Raw genomic sequence first — 17,975 nt, 5'->3', positions numbered from 1 at the left:
GTATTCTAGCGTTCTTTTTCAAATGGAATCTGCTAAACTGGAGGGCAGTGACAAATCGGGAGGTTTTAAATTTGGTGAAGACGTACACCGAAGCTTTACAGTTTATTCATGGTCGTGATCGGTTTAAAAAGAAGCCGACGCTGACAAGGATGCGTGAGTTCATGCGATTGCTGGGTGACCCACAAGATAAGTTAGAAATGATCCACGTCGCCGGAACGAATGGCAAGGGGTCCACGGTGGCCTTTTTACGGGACCTGTTTATGGCAGACGGGCAAACGGTAGGCACGTTTACGTCACCATTCATTACTCGGTTCAATGAACGAATCAGCACGAACGGCGTACCCATCAGTGATTTAGATCTATTGGCGATGGTCAACCAGATTGAACCGGTGGTTACGAAGCTGGATGCAGAATTAGGTGACCAGGGGCCCACGGAATTCGAAATTGATACGGCGTTGATGTTTTGCTATTTTGCCCAGCACCCAGTCGATTTGGTTGTGGTCGAAGTGGGATTAGGTGGTCTCTATGATTCCACGAACATTATTACGCCCGTTGTGTCAGTCATCACCACAATTGGCTTGGATCATATGAAAATTTTGGGGGACACTATCCCTAAGATTGCGGCTCAAAAAGCGGGAATCATCAAGGCACACGTCCCAGTGGTTTGTGGCCGCTTAACGGCCGATGCTTTGGCTGTTATGGATGAGACCGCCCAACGTCAGAAAACTCAGGTGACGGCTTTGGGACGGGATTTTACAATCCAGAATCAACCGGAGTCGGCGTGGGGCGAGCGATTCGCTTATGTGTTTGGCACGACCCGTTGGCAACATTTACAGGTTGATCTCTTGGGGCAGTATCAAATCGATAACGCTGCGACGGCACTAACCGCTTACTTGACCTACCACACGTTGCGGCAGTTGCCGGTCACTACTGCTACGGTTCGTCAGGGACTGCAACACACGGCTTGGCCAGGCCGCTTCGAACGACTGAATGAACAACCCTTGATTGCCATCGATGGGGCACACAACGAACCAGCGATGATCGAAATGGCGCAGCTCTTACGGCAACACTTTGCGGCTAACGACGTGTATATTGTATTGGCCGTGTTAGCCGACAAACAGTATCAACAAATGGTGCAGACGCTCTTAGATGTGCCAAACGTTCACTTGATTTTGACACAGTTCCAAGGCCCCGGTAAACGGCAAGCAGCCACGTCACTCGAGTTGGAAGGGGCGGTTGCAGATCATGACCGGGTGACGGTTGTTCCGGACTGGGCGGCAGGCTTGAAATTGGCTCTGAATACGATGTCAGCAGAAGATTTACTCTTACTGACCGGGTCGCTCTATTTTATTTCAGAAGTACGGCAGTATTTTAAGGGGACCGACGTGTAAAGCGTCCTTTCTTACGGAGCTAATCTGTAAGGGGATGAGAGAATGCAACGGTGTCAGGTAACAGTTAAGAATGAACGACAACTAGTGAGTCGGGTACTAGCCACCTTAGGCTTGGCCGATGTTCAGGAGTGTGACCGATTTTTCCACTACTTTCAAACAGTCGCCCGCCTACGTTATGCCAGTCAACGACAGTGTCGAGCGTATGTTGCGGGACAGCCCCGGCGTCAAGCCTTTTTACAGGCATTGGCCCTGGGGCGTTGGTCACAGCGGGCTCCCCGTGAGATTCTGGGAGTAGTCCAAGCCAGTAGTCAGATCGGCCAGGCTCTGATGGATGATTTGCGGTTCTTACCACAGGAACAACTGGAGGTTCTGGCGTTGGATGCCAAGCATCAAATCATTGACCGGCAAACGGTTTTTCGAGGAACACTAGATAGTTGTCCCGTGCATCCTCGCGAAATTTTTCGGGTCGCCCTGGTGACTGGTGCAGCTGCTGTGGTGGTTGCACACAATCATCCTAGCGGTGACACGACGCCGTCGAGAAACGACCTGTTGTTTATGAATCGGTTGGCTAAGTGCGGCCAACTGATGGGTGTACCACTATTGGATGGCTTTGTTGTGGGCCTGAGTAGCTATTTTAGCCTCCGCGAAAACGGCCAATTACCCATCGAAATGGACCAAAGTATCTCAGAACCTTTAAAAACTGATTAAAATCACTTTTAGGTATTTCTTTCTCGTTAAAAGTTCGGTATTCTTAACCTTGACGACGTGTTCTCACGTAGATAGGTATGTTATAATACGTCTATCAATGAATAAGACAAAAATCCATTAATAATTTTGTTGACAATGAAGGGATGAAACACAGTGTTCGGATTAGGAACGAAAAATATTGGGATCGATCTAGGTACCGCCAATACAATTGTGTATGTTGACGGTAAAGGAATCGTTCTTCGCGAACCTTCTGTTGTCGCCAAGAACACAAAGTCTGGGGAAATTGTGTCCGTTGGTGAAGACGCTCGCGCAATGATCGGCCGTACGCCGGCTAGTATTGTTGCCATTCGGCCCATGAAAGATGGGGTTATTGCTGATTATGATACGACTGTTGCCATGATGAAGTACTTCATCGAAAAGACAGTTGGTAAATCCAGTGGTAAGCCTTACGTCATGGTCTGCGTACCGAGTGGTGTAACGGAAGTAGAAAAGCGGGCCGTCATTGACGCAACCCGTGTTGCTGGTGCTCGTGACGCTTACGTCATCGAAGAACCATTTGCTGCAGCTATTGGTGCCGGCTTGCCCGTCATGGACCCAACCGGGAGCATGGTTGTCGACATGGGTGGTGGAACGACCGACGTGGCAACGATTTCCCTAGGCGGAATTGTTTCCAGTCGTTCAATTCGAGTTGCTGGTGATAAACTGGACGACGCCATCGCGACGTACGTTCGGGCCAACTTCAATCTGTTAATTGGTGAACGGACCGCAGAAAAGCTGAAGATGGACATTGGTTCTGCCTCAGTTGAAGATGCTGAAAACATTGAAGGAACGACGATTCGAGGTCGTGACTTGATTACCGGCTTACCTAAGGGTGTTGAAGTATCTGCCGTTGATGTGGCTAAGGCCATCCAAGAACCCGTTCAGGATGTCATTACCGCTATCAAGGAAACCTTGGAAGAAACGTCGCCAGAAATTGCTGCTGACGTCATCGATCATGGGATCGTCTTAACTGGTGGGGGCGCTTTACTGAAGAACTTATCCGAAGTAATTGCTGATGCCACAAAGGTTCCGGTATCCATTGCTACCGATCCACTGGATTGTGTTGCGGCTGGTACTGGTGAATCATTAAAGAGCATCGATGTCATGAAGAAAAAATAGGGACTAGCGGGAAGGCAGCTTCCCGCTTCTTTATTGTGACGGTATGCTAATTACCAACATGCCGAATCAGATGGAGGTCAAACATGCAGAAATTTTCTTTCAATCGGCGACTGGTCATCATCATTGTCTGCGTGATTGTTAGCTTTGCTTTGATGACGATATCCGTAACTATTCGGAATAAGAAGTCCACGCCACCTTTGGTGCAACAATTCGGTAACGATATTGTTGGCTTTGTGGACCGCGTTGTCGCCATCCCAACTAACGGTCTCAGTGGTTCTGTCAGTTCACTGTCAGAGTTACTGAATACGTACCAAGAAAACCAGCAATTGAAGAAACAAGTCAGTGAGCTCGCCCAGACCAAGGTGCGTGATCAGACGTTAGCTAAAGAAAACAAACAACTCAAAAAAGAAATTTCATTGAATAGTTCATTGACGGACTATTCAGCCGTTACAGCGTCAGTAATTACCCGGACGCCGTCTTCTTGGCAAAACCAAGTGGTGATCAATAAAGGGTCTTCCGCAGGGATTGTGAAGAATATGCCGGTTATGTCCGGATCTGGTTTAATTGGTCGAGTTGCCGAAGTCAACAAGACGAATTCTAAAGTGGAATTGATTACGGACAATAATGATACAGCCAACCGATTTGCCGTTCAGATTACGACTAAGTCCGGTTCCACCGTTAACGGTGTGCTGAGTGGCTATAAGTCAACAACCGGTCAGATTACGATGAACAATATCACCACAAAGGCCAAAATTAATAAGGGCGATAAGGTCGTTACCAGCGGACTCGGTGGCGTCACGCCAAAGGGTTTGTATGTTGGTAAAGTGGCGAAGGCTAGTGGCGATGACTATGGTCTGTCTACTAAGTTGTACATCACGCCCGCTACTGATCTGAGCGACCTGAACATTGTGACGGTTGCCGTCACAAAGCAGTAGGGGGGAACCAATCGTGTATCGATTATCTAAGTTGCGCTTTGGCTTTCCCGTAGGTTTATTTTTCTTACTGTTGATCGATGGGGCAATTAGCCAAGTGTTTAGTGTTCACATGTTTCGAGCGCCAACAGCTATGGTCAGCCACTTGGTGGTTTTGTGGCTAGTGTGTGGTGCTATTTTTGAGGCTGATTCATCGGCATTTGAGATGCCGTTGGCTCGGTGGGCGGCCGTTGCCGGAGTGATTTTTGATTTGTATTATACGGGAATCTTTGGAATCTATATCTTCATTTTTCCTTTAGTCATTTACCTGACCCGGTTGATGGTGGCTTACATTCGGCCTAATTTCTTAAGCGGTTTATTGATTTACTTTATTGATATTACCGTTGTAGAAGCGCTAGGTTACGTGGCCAGTCGTGCCATTCATCTGAATGATATGGCGGGAAGTACTTTTTTGGTGAACACGTTAGGGCCAACGTTGGCCTTTAACTTAGCAATGTTTGTCCTTTTATATTTTCCAATCCGTTGGGTGTATAATTGGCTAAAATAGGTGTGGAGGGAACGAAAGCTATGCAAGCTGCCGTATTACGTGGAACACAAAACGGCTATGATTTGGTGCTCAAGCAATCAGCGAGTCTAGACCAAATCCTGGTTGACTTAAAAGTATTATTAGAAAACCTGAAGGTTGATCCACAAGCGTTGGCGTCGTCCAAAGTCTCTTTGGACGTGCTGACTGAGGATCGAATTCTGACCGCCGATGAGCGAACCCGTATCGAGCAGCTCGTGGCCAACTATCCACGCTTTGAGATCCACAAGATTTCGGCGAATGTTATGACGGTTGACGACGCATTGCAATTGAAGGAACGGGACAATGTTCATTTATTGAGTAAGATTATTCGTAATGGGCAAGAGGTCAACATGAAGGGGGATATCCTGTTCTTAGGGACCATTCATGAGGGCGGCAAGCTGGTTACAACGGGCAACATCTTTTCAATGGGGGACGTTATGGGTATTCTCCAAGCAGGGTACCCCGATGACGAATCCAAGCTGATTATGGGGAATCTTCAATCGGCCCAACAGGTTCGAATCGCAGAACAATTTGATATTATTGAACCAGATCAGTTGACTGATTCTGGTCAGACTATTGCATATGTCAACGACTTACACGTCTTGTCATATGGTAAATTGGGCCAACTTAAGAAGATTAATCCGAAGTTATATAACCAGATTGGAGGAATTTAAATATGGGAAAAGCAATTGTTATCACCTCTGGTAAGGGTGGTGTTGGGAAAACAACCACGAGTGCCAACATCGGAACAGCCTTAGCCTTAATGGGCAAGCGGGTCTGCCTGATGGATTTGGATATCGGGCTCCGGAACTTGGACGTGGTCTTAGGCCTCGATAACCGCATTATTTATGATATTGTGGACGTTGCTGAAGGTCGGGCAAAGTTGCCACAAGCACTGGTTAAAGACAAGCGTTTTGACGACAAGCTATACTTGTTGCCAGCTGCTCAAAATACGGACAAGACTGCCCTAGATCCTGAACAAGTCAAAGAAATCGTTGACGAGTTAAAACCTGAATATGATTATGTTTTAATTGACTGTCCAGCGGGAATCGAGCAGGGGTTCATGAACGCCGTAGCGGGTGCTGACGCTGCCATTGTTGTGACGACGCCAGAAATTTCGGCTGTGCGGGATGCCGACCGAGTTGTGGGTCTGTTAGAACAACATCCCCTGACTGAAGCTCCACGCCTGCTGATCAATCGGATTCGCCGGAATATGATGCAGGACGGATCGATGATGGATATTGATGAGATTACCCATCACTTGGGCATCGAGTTGTTGGGGATTATCTTTGATGATGACGCGGTGATCACCACGTCTAACAAGGGTGAACCAATCGTGATGCAGACTGACAATCCAGCTTCCCAAGGCTACCGTAACGTGGCCCGTCGGTTGGAGGGTCAAACCGTACCTCTGATGAAGATTGAGGATCAGGAATCTACTGGTTTTTGGCACCGGGTCAGCAGTTGGTTTCACCGCGGCTAGAAATTAGGGGTTGACGGTGAGCAAAAAAACTCGTACTATATTGGCAATGAAATAAAAAACTTTGAACGGAAGAGTAGACTGATTAAGAGACGACAGAAAGCCCGGTAGATGGAAACGGGTGGTCTTAGCTGGTCGAACCACATCTGTGAGTTGACCGTCTGAAACAAGTAGGATGGTTCGGGGTAGCCCGTTATCGCTGGAGTTGCTTGCAACTCGCTGAGGTCGTTTTAGTGATAGAACGACAAACAGAGGTGGAACCACGATGTTATCGTCCTCTTAGGTCTTTGGACCTAAGGGGACTTTTTTTATCCCTCTCTTCTTCAGCGGTGCTGGCAACTCGTTGAGTCGGCGTGGCGTGAGTCTCGTCGAGAACATGAGGTGGCACAGCGTACACACGCCCTCTTGAGAAATCTTCTCAAGGGGCTTTTTTTGTGGCAAAAGGAGGAGAATTGTTATGCACTATGTTGAACAAATTTTACCATCACTGATTTCCGGGACCGGAATGACGTTGTCGATCTTCTTCTGGACGATTATTATCTCAATTCCATTAGGAATTCTGGTAGGTCTAGGAATGACGACCAAATTTAAACCTTTAACCTGGCTGATCAACGTTTACGTTTGGCTGATGCGGGGGACGCCATTGCTACTGCAATTAATTTTTGTCTTTTATGGTCTGCCCATCGTGGGGATTGTTTTTCAACGTTACGATGCAGCACTCTTCGCCTTCATTCTGAACTACACGGCGTATTTCGCCGAAATCTTCCGGGGTGGGTTACAAGCTATTCCGGTTGGTCAGTACGAAAGTGCTCGGGTTTTGCGGCTAACGAACTGGCAAACGTTACGGCGAATCGTGATTCCACAAGTGGTCAAAATTGTGTTGCCATCGATTGGGAATGAAGTTATCAACCTGGTTAAGGATTCGTCTTTGGTGTACGTAATCGGGTTAGGTGATTTATTACGCGCCGGAAACGTGGCCATGGCGCGCGACGTAACGTTGTTGCCAATGCTGTTGGTCGGGGTTATCTACTTGCTTCTGACGGCGGTTTGCACGTTAGTCTTGAAGCGGTTGGAAAAGCACTATAGTTATTGGCGTTAAGGAAAGGATGGGTCAAACATGTTAGAACTTAAAGGAATTACGAAAAAATTTGGTGGTAAGACTATCCTTGACGACGTGAACCTAACCGTTGAAAATGGTCAGATCTTGACGATTGTTGGACCGTCTGGGGCCGGTAAAACGACCTTACTCCGGTGTATCAGCGGTCTAGCCACGGTGGACGCTGGGACGTTTTTCTTAGACGGTGAAGCGTTTGATCCAGCCACTAATCGAAACAACGATGCCGTTATTGGGGTTGTATTCCAAGATTTTCAGCTGTTTCCGAATTTAACGGTTTTGCAGAACGTCACGTTAGCACCAACCATGGTCCTGAAAAAGTCCGCGGCTGAGGCAGAAAAGGAAGCCCGGCAGTTGCTCAATCAGTTGAACTTGGAAGGGAAAGCGGACTTATTCCCGTACGAACTGTCTGGTGGTCAAAAACAACGAGTTGCCATTGTTCGGGCACTTGCAATGCATCCCAAATTATTGTGCTATGACGAACCAACTTCCGCGTTAGATCCTGATCTTCGGCGGGAAGTTGAACAGATTATTTTAGACCTGAAGCAAGAAGGAATGACGCAAATCGTGGTCACTCATGACATGCCATTTGCCGAATCAATTGCTGATCAGATGTTGCGGGTCGAACCCAAGAGCTAGGAGGGACCAATTGAATGAAATTTAAAGCAATTCGAATTTGGGCCCTATTAGGACTCGTGGTTGGACTGGCGGGTATCTTAGCCGGTTGTGCAACAGTCACGCAACGGGCAGATACAGCGGATACCTGGTCGGCCATCAAAAAGAATAAAAAAGTGATAATTGGGTTGGATGATAGTTTTGTTCCCATGGGTTTTCGGCAGAAGAGTGGGAAGCTGGTGGGATACGATATCGACTTAGCACGCGCCGTCTTTAAGCTTTACGGGGTGAAGGCTGACTTCCAAAGTATCGATTGGAACATGAATGTCACTGAATTACACAATGGAACGATTGATTTGATTTGGAATGGCTTTTCCATTACACCACAACGAGAAAAGCAAGTTGCCTTCTCAGATACCTACTTGAACAATGACCAGGTGTTGGTTACCCTGAAGAAGGACAACATTACATCCTATGCGGGTATGCAGGATAAGGTGTTGGGTGCACAAACTGGTTCATCGGGAGCCAATGATATCGATACTTATCCCCAACTGTTGAAGGATCGGATCAAGAATCATGAGGCGGTGACGTATGATTCCTTTACCAATGCGTTTATTGACCTGAACGTTGGACGAATTAAGGGCCTGTTGATTGACAGTACCTATGCGAATTATTACATCAAACACCAAGCACACCCCGAGGATTATCGGGTGACTGTTGGGTCCTTCCCTAAGGAAAAATTTGCCGTGGGAACGCGAAAGGGCGATGTGACGATGCGTCGGAAAATCAATGCCGGCTTGAAGCGGTTAGCCGCTAACGGCCAATTAAAAAAGATTAATGAAAAGTGGTTCGGCAGCAATGTTGATACACCACTCTTGAAAAAATAAAGTCCATGTCGTCTAGACATGTGACACAAGTGAAGAGACCGGACGGAATACGTCGCGGTCTCTTTTACATTGGTTTGAAGAACGAACGTTTTTAAATGCCAGCTAAGCTAGTTATGCTAATGATAGTGGCGTGTAAATTTGGCAATCTAGTGTGTCCTTTCGGTGACTGTTCTCAGTTAGCCGTTGTCGGTGGAACTCTACAGACTGTTTAGGTGTTATCAGGTACTTTTCCCTTGATAATGGATTGACCAATCTGGATGAATTTGGTCGGCTCGCTTGTATTTAGGTGGCAGTTCCCTTAGAATTAAACATCGATTAGTATTTTGTCAGAGGAGGCAATAACGCGTGCATTTTCGCATTCGAGATGGGGTAACTTTAGACATGTTACCCTCCAAACAATTTAAAACTATTGGGATTAAGGTGGACTTTGTTGCGCCCTTAAGTGTCGACGCCATTACGGCGCGGGCGTTACTAGCTCAGGTCTTAGAGACAAGTACGGCCGCCTACCCGACTCAAACCGCTTTAGCGCGGCAACTTTCCCGAATGTATGGTGCGGTCTTTGGGATCAGTGTCTTAAAACTCGGGACCAAGCACGTGATTCGGTTGACCTGTTCAGTGGTTAACGAACAGTATCTCGATCAATTTGCCGAAGCACAACCCTTATTTGAGCAAGCAATGGACCTGCTGAAGGCGGTCATCTTTGAACCGCTCTTACCAGCTGGGAATTTTGATGCACCAACTTTTACGCAACAACGGCAAAACCTGTTGGCCGCCATCAAGTCTTTGGATGATGACAAACAGTACTTGGCCAACCGCCGAGTACAGGAATTAGTCTTTACCGAACCCGCCCAGGCCATGAGTGCCTTAGGGGATACTAAAAAACTAGGTCAGTTGACGGCGACCGATATCTTACAAACGTATCATGAAATGTTGGCCAATGATGCCGTTCACGTGGCAGTGGTAGGGGATGTGGATGCCAATCGGGTTCAGTCGGCCCTTGCTACTTGGCCACTGACGGACCGTACCGTGGTAGACGTTTCACCTTACTATCGTTGGGATGCGCGTCCGACAGTGACTCAGGGGGATGACCAAGCAGATGTGGTTCAAGCAAAATTGAATCTGGTCTACCATCTTCCCATTTATCGTGACGATCCGGACTTTCTGGCTGCCGTGGTCTTTAATGCGGCCTTTGGGGGCACCCCCTTATCGCTGCTCTTTACTAACGTGAGAGAGAAGGCCAGTCTGGCTTACTATGCTAGCAGCAGTTATAATCCATTCACGGGAATTATGGGTGTGCAATCAGGCATTCAGGCACAGAATCAGGAACGGGTCGTTGCCATCATTGGTGAACAGCTCGCTGATTTACAGGCTGGGAAGCTCTCTGCAGAACTCTTGCATGAGGTTAAGGCCAGTTTGCTCAATGCCCGTCTGGCGGGATTAGATAGCCCACAACGACGATTGACTGGCCTGCTGAACACGCAGCTCACACATATGACGGAACCGCTTAAGAGCTGGCAAGCTAAGTTAGACGCAATTACGGTGGCGGACGTTCAGCGAGTTGCTCAAAAAGTCACGCTTCAAGCCACGTATTGCTTACATGGAGGTGACCAAAATGCTGAATAAACAAGCGTATACCAGATTAGGGGAAGCCGTTTACCAGACGACATTGGCCAATGGACTGACAGTCATTTTGGTTCCTAAACCAGATTTTCATAAGACTTTTGCGGTTATGACCACCGATTATGGTTCCATGGATAATGAATTCGTGCCCCGGGGAGGCAGCCAGCCGGTCCGGTTCCCCGACGGAATTGCCCACTTTTTAGAACACAAATTATTTGAGAAAAAAGACCATGATGCTTTTGACCTGTTTGGTCAGTATGGGGCTAGCGCTAATGCCTTTACGAGCTTTACCCAGACAAGCTACCTGTTTGCGACGACTAGCAAACTTCGTGAAAATTTAGATATTTTACTCGATTTTGTGCAGGATCCGTACTTTACGCCGGCGACGGTGAATAAAGAAAAGGGGATCATCGGACAGGAAATTCAGATGTACGATGATGATCCAGGCTGGCAGAGTTACTTTGGTATGATTGGCCGGTTGTATCCTAAGGAACCGCTGCACATTGACATTGCTGGTACGGTTGATTCAATTGATAAGATTACCGCCGATGATTTGTATGCAGCATACCAGACGTTCTACCATCCTGGTAATATGAGCCTGGTAGTCGTAGGACAGTTGAATCCCGAAGAAACGTTGTCGTGGATCATGGCCAACCAGGATCAAAAGACGTTTGCGCCGAACGAACCGATTCGACGGGTACCTTCACCACAGGCTGAACCGGCGGAAATTATTCCGACTACGACGCGTCACCTGACCGTTACGCGGCCTAAAATTAGTATCGGTCTCCGTGGATTTGATCAAGTTCCAACTGGTCGGGCGGGGTTAAAATATAGTGTAGCCGTGTCGCTTGCGATGGATCTGTTATTTAACGATACCAGTGATCATTACTTACGCTTGTATGATGCAAATATTATTGATGATAGTTTTGGTTATGATTTCCAGGTTCAGCGGGGGGCGCACTTTGCCCAACTTGCGGGTGACACGGACCAACCAGAACAGTTTGTTAAGGAACTGACGACGATTCTGAATGATGCGCCGGCGCAATTGCAAGCTGCGCAGGACCAATTTGAACTCGTGAAGCGCGAAGCCATTGGTCGCATCGTTGGTGCCATTAACTCCGTCGAAGCCATTGCTAATCAGTATGATGGGCCGTTATTTAATGGAGCGACAATTTTTGACGAACTGGCCACGCTCGAAGACCTGACGTTCGCTGACATCTTGCCAGCGGCTGAGGCATTCTTGGGACAGGGTCGCCAAACGGTTTATACGATTCTGCCCTAAATGGGGAAGTTAAGAAACCGTTAAATCCCGAAAACTGGGTGCTGTCGCTAAAAATGTGGCGGTGCCTATGCTATACTGCATTGTAGAGAAATTTTGAACAGGTGGAGAATTTAAAATGAGTGATAACAGCAAAATAACATTGGGAAAAACGCTCCGCGATGCACGAATCGCGAAGGGGTACACGCTGGATGATCTGCAACAGACGACGAAGATTCAGAAACGTTATCTGATTGCCATCGAGGATCAAAACTTCGATGAATTACCTGGCGATTTTTATGTACGGGCATTTATTAAACAATACGCTGATATGGTGGACTTGGATGGTGCTGAGTTGTTGAAGCAATTTGACAGCACGTTGCCAAGTACGCAGACGCAGGAGTACGTGGATAAGGTCAATGAAAACAATCCGGAGACCCGTTCACAACAACGTCAGGTCGACGAACGCTACGTTAAGCTACGCCGCACGGTTCCCATTGTGGGGATTGTCATCGTTGTCTTAGCAGTTTTAGTTGGTATCTGGATTGCCGCTTCTCGTAATAGTAGTTCCTCAACTAACAACAATGTTGATAGTAGTTCGGTTAGCGTTTCTGGCAGCAGCTCAAGTACCAAGAGCAGTTCTAAGAAGAGCTCATCGAAAAAATCGTCTTCTAAGAAGACTTCCACGGCTAGCTTTAAGAAGATTAGTTCCACGACGTCTGGCTCAACTTGGGAAATGAAGAACGCTTCCTCAAAGCCTAAGATCAGCTTGTCTGCCACTGGCAGTGCTTGGATGGCCGTTAAGGTTGGTGGCACGACTACTTGGCAAGGAACTTTGTCTAGCTCTACGGACCACTCTTTGACGCTACCAAGTGGGACCACTAGTGTGACGTTTAACTTCGGTAACGCACCGGCCACTTCTGTAAAGGTGGACGGTAAGAAGTTTGACTTCACGACAGCTACCAGCACTAGTGCCGCTTCTAGCTCCAGTACGGCCACGACATCTGATTCAACGACTGGCGCGACCACGACCAGTAGTAGTACGACTTCTCAGGTACAAACCGTGACTTTAGAGTTCAAGTAGACTCAAGGCGGGTCGGTCCGTTGCGGCCGACCCGCCTTTTTACGTTGAGATATGTTTAAGGAGGAAAATTTCGTGAATCTACCAAATCGCTTAACCATTGTTCGTATCATCTTGATTCCAGTCTTTCTATTGTTATTGGTGTTGCCTTTAAACTGGGGGGAAGTCACCTGGTTAGGAACGGCTATTCCGGTTACCCAAATTTGGGGGGCAATTGTCTTTGCAGTCGCATCAATTACTGACTTTTTGGACGGACAGATTGCCCGACGCCAACACCTAGTCACAAACTTTGGCAAGTTTGCTGATCCATTAGCGGATAAGATGATCGTGATGACGGCCTTTATTCTGCTGGTTGCCATGAAGGCTGTTCCAGCATGGGGTGTGGCCATCATTGTTTGTCGGGAACTGGCTGTGACGGGATTACGGCTGATTGTAGTTGAAACGGGTGGTCAAGTTTTGGCTGCCGCTTGGCCGGGTAAGATCAAGACGACCACACAAATGGTCGGGATCATTTTACTTCTGCTGAACAACGTTGGTTTTGGTGCGATCAACCTTCCAATGGCACTGATTTTCTTCTACGTTTGTCTGTTTTTCACTATTTATTCTGGGATCGATTACTTCGTTCAAAACCGGCAAGTATTTGCAGAATCTTCAGCTGAATAGAAAGTTTTAAAAAATAAAAAAACAACGCCGGTTTTTACGGAGTTAATCTATGTCATATCAGGAGGGGTAGCATGCAAGCAGAAGTTATTGCGGTTGGAACGGAAATCTTACTCGGGCAAATCGTGGATACAAACTCAGCATTTATTGCCCGGGGGCTAGCAGACGCTGGCATTGAAGTCTATTACCATTCTTTAGTGGGCGATAACGCTGACCGGCTGACGACAGTGGTCAATCAGGCCCGTTCGCGCAGTGATCTAGTCGTAATCAGTGGTGGTTTAGGTCCAACGAAGGATGACCTGACAAAGCAAACGGTGGCTCATCTCTTAGGCGTGAAACTAGTTGAAGACACTGCTGCGATGGATAAAATTCACCGGCACTTTGAGATTACAGGCCGAGAAATGACGCCTAACAACCGGCTGCAGGCCCTTTATCCAGCTGGGAGTCTCCCACTTAAGAATGAGACGGGGATGGCTGTGGGGGCTTTCTATCGTGATCCCAATGCCGCTGACATTATGCTGCTGCCAGGTCCTCCGAGCGAAGCTGAACCAATGTTTGAACATCAAGCTCTACCGCAGATTATTGCGGCTTATCATCGTCATGAGTTCCTGGTCTCAAAGGTGCTGCGGTTCTTTGGAATCGGTGAAAGTAAACTGGTTACGGAACTGAGTGATCTAATTGACCACCAGACAAATCCAACCATCGCACCGTATGCTAAGGTCAATGAAGTTACATTGCGAATTACCGCACGAGCAACTGAACGGGCGGTTGGCGAGCAGCTCCTGCGTGACATGACGGCAACAATTATGACGCGGGTCGGTGATTATTTTTATGGCTTTGGTGACGACAACAGTTTGGCACAAGTTGTCGTCAACGAGCTGATTGACCGTAAGCTGACTATTACAGCGGCTGAGAGTCTCACTGCTGGTAAGTTCCAGAGTACGTTGGGGGATGTGCCAGGTGTCTCAGCCGTTTTCCCTGGTGGCTTCGTAACTTATGCTAATGACGCCAAACGCGACCTCTTGGAGATTCCCCAAGCGGTCATCGATGCGCAAGGCGTGGTCAGTGAAGCGACTGCTAAGGAAATGGCTGAACGGTCCCGAACAAAATTAGATACCGACTTTGCGCTCAGTTTCACCGGAGTTGCGGGTCCCGATTCGTTAGAAAATCAGCCGGCAGGGACGGTTTGGCTGGGGTTAGCGCAACGAGGTAAGGCCCCAATGGCCAAGCTGGTTCATTTCACTGGAAATCGCGCCAAAATTCGGGAGCGGTCCGTCTTGACTGGTTTCGATTGGTTACGCCGCGTTTTGCGTGACTTGAAATAAAAGGGGAACTATTGTTCTGTTTTTACTTGCATTTTACGAACAAAACCCGTATAGTGATACTTGAATATTGATGCATTTGAGGAGGATTTGAATGGCTGACGAACGACAAGCAGCGTTGGATAAGGCGCTGAAAAAAATTGAAAAAGACTTTGGTAAGGGCTCCATCATGCGGCTAGGTGACAATGCGAACATGGAGGTTGAAACCGTGCCATCCGGCTCGTTAGCCCTTGATGTGGCTCTGGGCGTTGGGGGATACCCCCGCGGTCGAATCGTAGAAATCTACGGTCCAGAATCATCAGGTAAGACGACGGTTGCACTTCACGCCGTTGCTGAGGTACAGAAGCAAGGCGGGACGGCAGCTTACATTGATGCCGAAAACGCTTTGGATCCTGCCTATGCAACTGCATTAGGGGTTAACATCGATGATCTCTTGTTATCACAACCAGATACTGGTGAACAAGGTCTGCAAATTGCAGATGCTTTGATTTCCAGTGGTGCCGTTGATATCTTGGTTGTCGATTCCGTTGCCGCTCTGGTTCCTCGAGCTGAAATTGAAGGCGAAATGGGTGACGCTCACGTTGGGTTACAAGCCCGCCTGATGTCACAAGCCTTGCGAAAATTGTCTGGGTCTATCAACAAGACGAAGACGATTGCTTTATTTATTAACCAAATTCGTGAAAAAGTTGGGGTTATGTTCGGTAACCCTGAAACGACCCCCGGTGGTCGGGCCTTGAAGTTCTATGCAACGGTTCGACTTGAAGTCCGCCGTGCTGAACAAATCAAGGACGGTACCAATGTCATTGGTAACCGGACACGAATCAAAGTTGTTAAGAACAAGGTGGCTTCGCCATTTAAGCGTGCTGAAGTTGATATTATGTATGGACACGGAATCTCACAAACTGGTGAATTGATTGATATGGCCGTCGAAAAGGATATCATCGACAAGAGTGGTTCTTGGTACTCTTACGGTGAAGACCGAATTGGTCAAGGTCGTGAAAATGCCAAGCAGTACATGGCTGACCATCCGGACATGATGGCTGAAGTTAACCAGCGTGTGCGTGCCGCATACGGTGTTGGTGACACAGCTGATGATGCCAAGGATGCGGATGGCAAGTCTGCTACTGAAGATAAGAGTAAAAACACAAAGTCATCCAAGGATGACAAGGGTAAACCTGAACAGATTGAGTTGACTCCGGGAAAACCTGGCAAGTAACTCGTTAAAAGCCTTTCCATGCAGAGACGTGGGAAGACTTTTTTATTTGGTAAATGAATTAAGTGCTGACTTTTTGGCCGGAATGACGATGTCGGTAAACTTGGTAATGAGAATCGATGGAGTTTAGTTGACAGGGTTAGTGGCAACCATTAAAATTGAAGTTGCGTCAGTTATGAAATCAACATCTTGAAAAGTCTGATTTTTAAATTAGTCATTTTTGATGATGCGGAGGTGGAATCATGAGTGTTCCAAGCATAATCCTCGCAATCATCGCTATCGTTGTTGGTGTTGTGGCCGGGTATTATTTACGTAAATCCGTCCACGAACGGAAGTTAGATGCTGCTAAGTACACTGCAGAAGGTGTGTTAGTAGAGGCTAAGAAGCAAGCTGAGACTGCAACCAAAGAGGCTTTGTTAGAAGCCAAAGAGGACAGTCATAAGTACCGTGCGGAGGTCGAACAAGAGCTGAAAGAACGTCGTGCCGAAGTTCAGAAGCAAGAAGATCGCTTGATTCAACGGGAAGAGACGTTAGACCGGAAAGATAATTCTCTGGAAAAGCGCGAAAATTCGTTGAATCGTCGGGACAAAAAGCTAAGTGCGGAAGAGCAAAGTTTAGCGAAGAAACAGCAACAAGCAGACTCACTGATTGAGAAACGCCAAGCAGCGGTTGAAGAAGTCGCTGCGTTATCCCAGGACGATGCACGTGACCTGATCATTTCGGAGGCCAAGACGGCTCTGGCAGGGGAACGCGCAAAAATGATTAAGGAAAGCGAAGAAACAGCACGCAAGACAGCCCAGGCGAACGCCAAGGACTTGATTGTGTCTGCCATTCAACGGAGTGCCGCTGATATGGTCACCGAGACGACGATTACCGTAGTCACGTTACCTAATGACGACATGAAGGGCCGAATCATTGGCCGTGAGGGGCGGAATATTCGGACGTTAGAGACGTTGACCGGGATTGACCTGATCATCGACGATACACCGGAAGCTGTTGTGTTGAGTGGCTTTGACCCATTACGGCGAGAAGTTGCCAAGATTGCTTTGGAGAAGTTGATTCAAGACGGGCGGATTCATCCAGCTCGGATTGAAGAAATGGTTGCGAAAGCCAAAAAAGAACTGGACGAACATGTCCGGGAACTTGGCGAGCAAGCAACGTTTGATCTGGGGATTCATTCTATGCATCCCGAATTGGTCAAGCTGGTTGGTCGCTTGAACTTCCGTATTTCTCATGGGCAAAATGCCTTGGCCCACTCAATTGAAGTTGCCAAAATCACTGGGGTGTTGGCTGCTGAATTAGGTGAGGATGTTGCGTTAGCAAAACGTGCAGGATTACTACATGATATTGGCCGTGCTGCTGAGCATGAAGACGATAGTTCTTACATCACAACGGGAACGGAACTTGCTAAGAAGTACCGCGAGAGTTCTGTTGTGGTCAACGCTATTGCTGCTCAGGCAGATCAAACGGCGCCGCAATCCGTGATTGCGGAACTGGTCGGGACCGCTGACATTATCTCAGCGACGCGGCCAGGCGCACGCTCAGATTCCTTGGAAAGTTACATTCATCGTTTGGATAAGTTAGAAACTGTTGCAAATGCTTTTGATGGTGTTGACCACAGTTTTGCCATTCAGGCGGGCCGAGAAGTTCGAGTGATTGTGCGGCCAGAGAAGATTTCTGATACGGATGCCGTTGTCTTGGCACGAGACATCAAGAAACAAATTGAAGGGGACTTGGATTATCCAGGTCACGTCAAAGTTTCCGTCATCCGGGAAGTCCGGTCAGTTGAATATGCGAAATAAGTCAGAGAAGCTAGGCCATTGTGGTTCTAGCTTTTTTACGTTGTGTCGTTCAGCTGACGGTGATTGTCGAAATCATAAGGGGAAGCAGAGTCTCAGTTGAGTGGTTCAACGGATTTAACTCACGCAGAATCTTTGGAACCATGGTAAAATAGAGGTTATTTAATAATAC

At 47.6% G+C, this 17,975-nt stretch carries 17 protein-coding genes and 1 other annotated feature; all 17 genes read left to right on the top strand.

Annotated features, from left to right (window positions below; genetic code table 11):
• Positions 1-71 precede the first annotated feature (71 nt).
• The 17 genes from AB3Y94_RS04140 to rny all read left to right on the top strand — a co-directional run bounded on the left by AB3Y94_RS04140 (position 72) and on the right by rny (position 17,806).
• Positions 72-1,391 (top strand): folylpolyglutamate synthase/dihydrofolate synthase family protein, encoded by a 1,320-nt coding sequence (locus AB3Y94_RS04140; RefSeq protein WP_367295148.1) that lies wholly within the window; start codon positions 72-74, stop codon positions 1,389-1,391.
• A gap of 42 nt (positions 1,392-1,433) precedes the next feature.
• Positions 1,434-2,099 (top strand): JAB domain-containing protein, encoded by a 666-nt coding sequence (locus AB3Y94_RS04135; protein ID WP_367295147.1) that lies wholly within the window; start codon positions 1,434-1,436, stop codon positions 2,097-2,099.
• A 153-nt stretch (positions 2,100-2,252) separates the two neighbouring features.
• Entirely contained in the window at positions 2,253-3,257 is a 1,005-nt protein-coding gene (locus AB3Y94_RS04130) for a rod shape-determining protein (RefSeq protein ID WP_125681843.1), read from the top strand.
• A gap of 83 nt (positions 3,258-3,340) precedes the next feature.
• Positions 3,341-4,192, top strand: coding sequence for a rod shape-determining protein MreC (gene mreC, locus AB3Y94_RS04125; RefSeq protein ID WP_367295146.1), 852 nt, complete (start codon positions 3,341-3,343; stop codon positions 4,190-4,192).
• Positions 4,193-4,205: 13 nt separating this feature from the next.
• Positions 4,206-4,736, top strand: coding sequence for a rod shape-determining protein MreD (gene mreD, locus AB3Y94_RS04120; RefSeq protein ID WP_367295145.1), 531 nt, complete (start codon positions 4,206-4,208; stop codon positions 4,734-4,736).
• A gap of 20 nt (positions 4,737-4,756) precedes the next feature.
• On the top strand, positions 4,757-5,428 hold the full coding sequence (locus tag AB3Y94_RS04115) for a septum site-determining protein MinC (protein WP_367295144.1): 672 nt from the start codon (positions 4,757-4,759) through the stop codon (positions 5,426-5,428).
• Positions 5,429-5,430: 2 nt separating this feature from the next.
• Positions 5,431-6,237, top strand: a complete 807-nt coding sequence (gene minD, locus AB3Y94_RS04110; RefSeq protein ID WP_125681836.1) for a septum site-determining protein MinD — start codon at positions 5,431-5,433, stop codon at positions 6,235-6,237.
• 52 nt (positions 6,238-6,289) lie between these two features.
• Positions 6,290-6,516: a binding site (T-box leader), on the top strand.
• A 175-nt stretch (positions 6,517-6,691) separates the two neighbouring features.
• On the top strand, positions 6,692-7,333 hold the full coding sequence (locus AB3Y94_RS04105) for an amino acid ABC transporter permease (RefSeq protein WP_367295143.1): 642 nt from the start codon (positions 6,692-6,694) through the stop codon (positions 7,331-7,333).
• An 18-nt stretch (positions 7,334-7,351) separates the two neighbouring features.
• Positions 7,352-7,987: an amino acid ABC transporter ATP-binding protein gene (locus AB3Y94_RS04100; RefSeq protein ID WP_367295142.1), complete on the top strand. Its 636-nt coding sequence runs from the start codon at positions 7,352-7,354 to the stop codon at positions 7,985-7,987.
• A gap of 14 nt (positions 7,988-8,001) precedes the next feature.
• Positions 8,002-8,850 (top strand): amino acid ABC transporter substrate-binding protein, encoded by an 849-nt coding sequence (locus tag AB3Y94_RS04095; RefSeq protein WP_367295141.1) that lies wholly within the window; start codon positions 8,002-8,004, stop codon positions 8,848-8,850.
• A 345-nt stretch (positions 8,851-9,195) separates the two neighbouring features.
• Entirely contained in the window at positions 9,196-10,473 is a 1,278-nt protein-coding gene (locus AB3Y94_RS04090; protein ID WP_367295140.1) for an EF-P 5-aminopentanol modification-associated protein YfmF, read from the top strand.
• A complete protein-coding gene (locus AB3Y94_RS04085; protein WP_367295139.1) occupies positions 10,463-11,752 on the top strand; it encodes an EF-P 5-aminopentanol modification-associated protein YfmH in 1,290 nt (429 codons plus the stop codon). The genes AB3Y94_RS04090 and AB3Y94_RS04085 overlap by 11 nt, the downstream gene beginning before the upstream one ends.
• A 115-nt stretch (positions 11,753-11,867) precedes the next feature.
• Positions 11,868-12,812, top strand: coding sequence for a helix-turn-helix domain-containing protein (locus AB3Y94_RS04080; RefSeq protein ID WP_367295138.1), 945 nt, complete (start codon positions 11,868-11,870; stop codon positions 12,810-12,812).
• Between the two features lie 72 nt (positions 12,813-12,884).
• The gene (gene pgsA / locus AB3Y94_RS04075; RefSeq protein WP_367295137.1) at positions 12,885-13,472 is read left to right on the top strand and encodes a CDP-diacylglycerol--glycerol-3-phosphate 3-phosphatidyltransferase; all 588 of its coding nucleotides are present in this window, start codon (positions 12,885-12,887) and stop codon (positions 13,470-13,472) included.
• 71 nt (positions 13,473-13,543) lie between these two features.
• A complete protein-coding gene (locus tag AB3Y94_RS04070; RefSeq protein ID WP_367295136.1) occupies positions 13,544-14,794 on the top strand; it encodes a competence/damage-inducible protein A in 1,251 nt (416 codons plus the stop codon).
• A 91-nt stretch (positions 14,795-14,885) separates the two neighbouring features.
• Positions 14,886-16,007: a recombinase RecA gene (gene recA / locus AB3Y94_RS04065; RefSeq protein WP_367295135.1), complete on the top strand. Its 1,122-nt coding sequence runs from the start codon at positions 14,886-14,888 to the stop codon at positions 16,005-16,007.
• Positions 16,008-16,246: 239 nt separating this feature from the next.
• The gene (gene rny / locus AB3Y94_RS04060) at positions 16,247-17,806 is read left to right on the top strand and encodes a ribonuclease Y (protein ID WP_367295134.1); all 1,560 of its coding nucleotides are present in this window, start codon (positions 16,247-16,249) and stop codon (positions 17,804-17,806) included.
• The last annotated feature ends 169 nt before the right edge of the window (positions 17,807-17,975 follow it).

It is taken from the genome of Levilactobacillus yonginensis, from assembly GCF_964065165.1.
GTDB classification, from domain to species: domain Bacteria; phylum Bacillota; class Bacilli; order Lactobacillales; family Lactobacillaceae; genus Levilactobacillus; species Levilactobacillus yonginensis_A.
The sequence above is the reverse complement of the archived record's forward strand: the minus strand, read 5'-3'. Positions and strand labels throughout refer to the sequence as shown.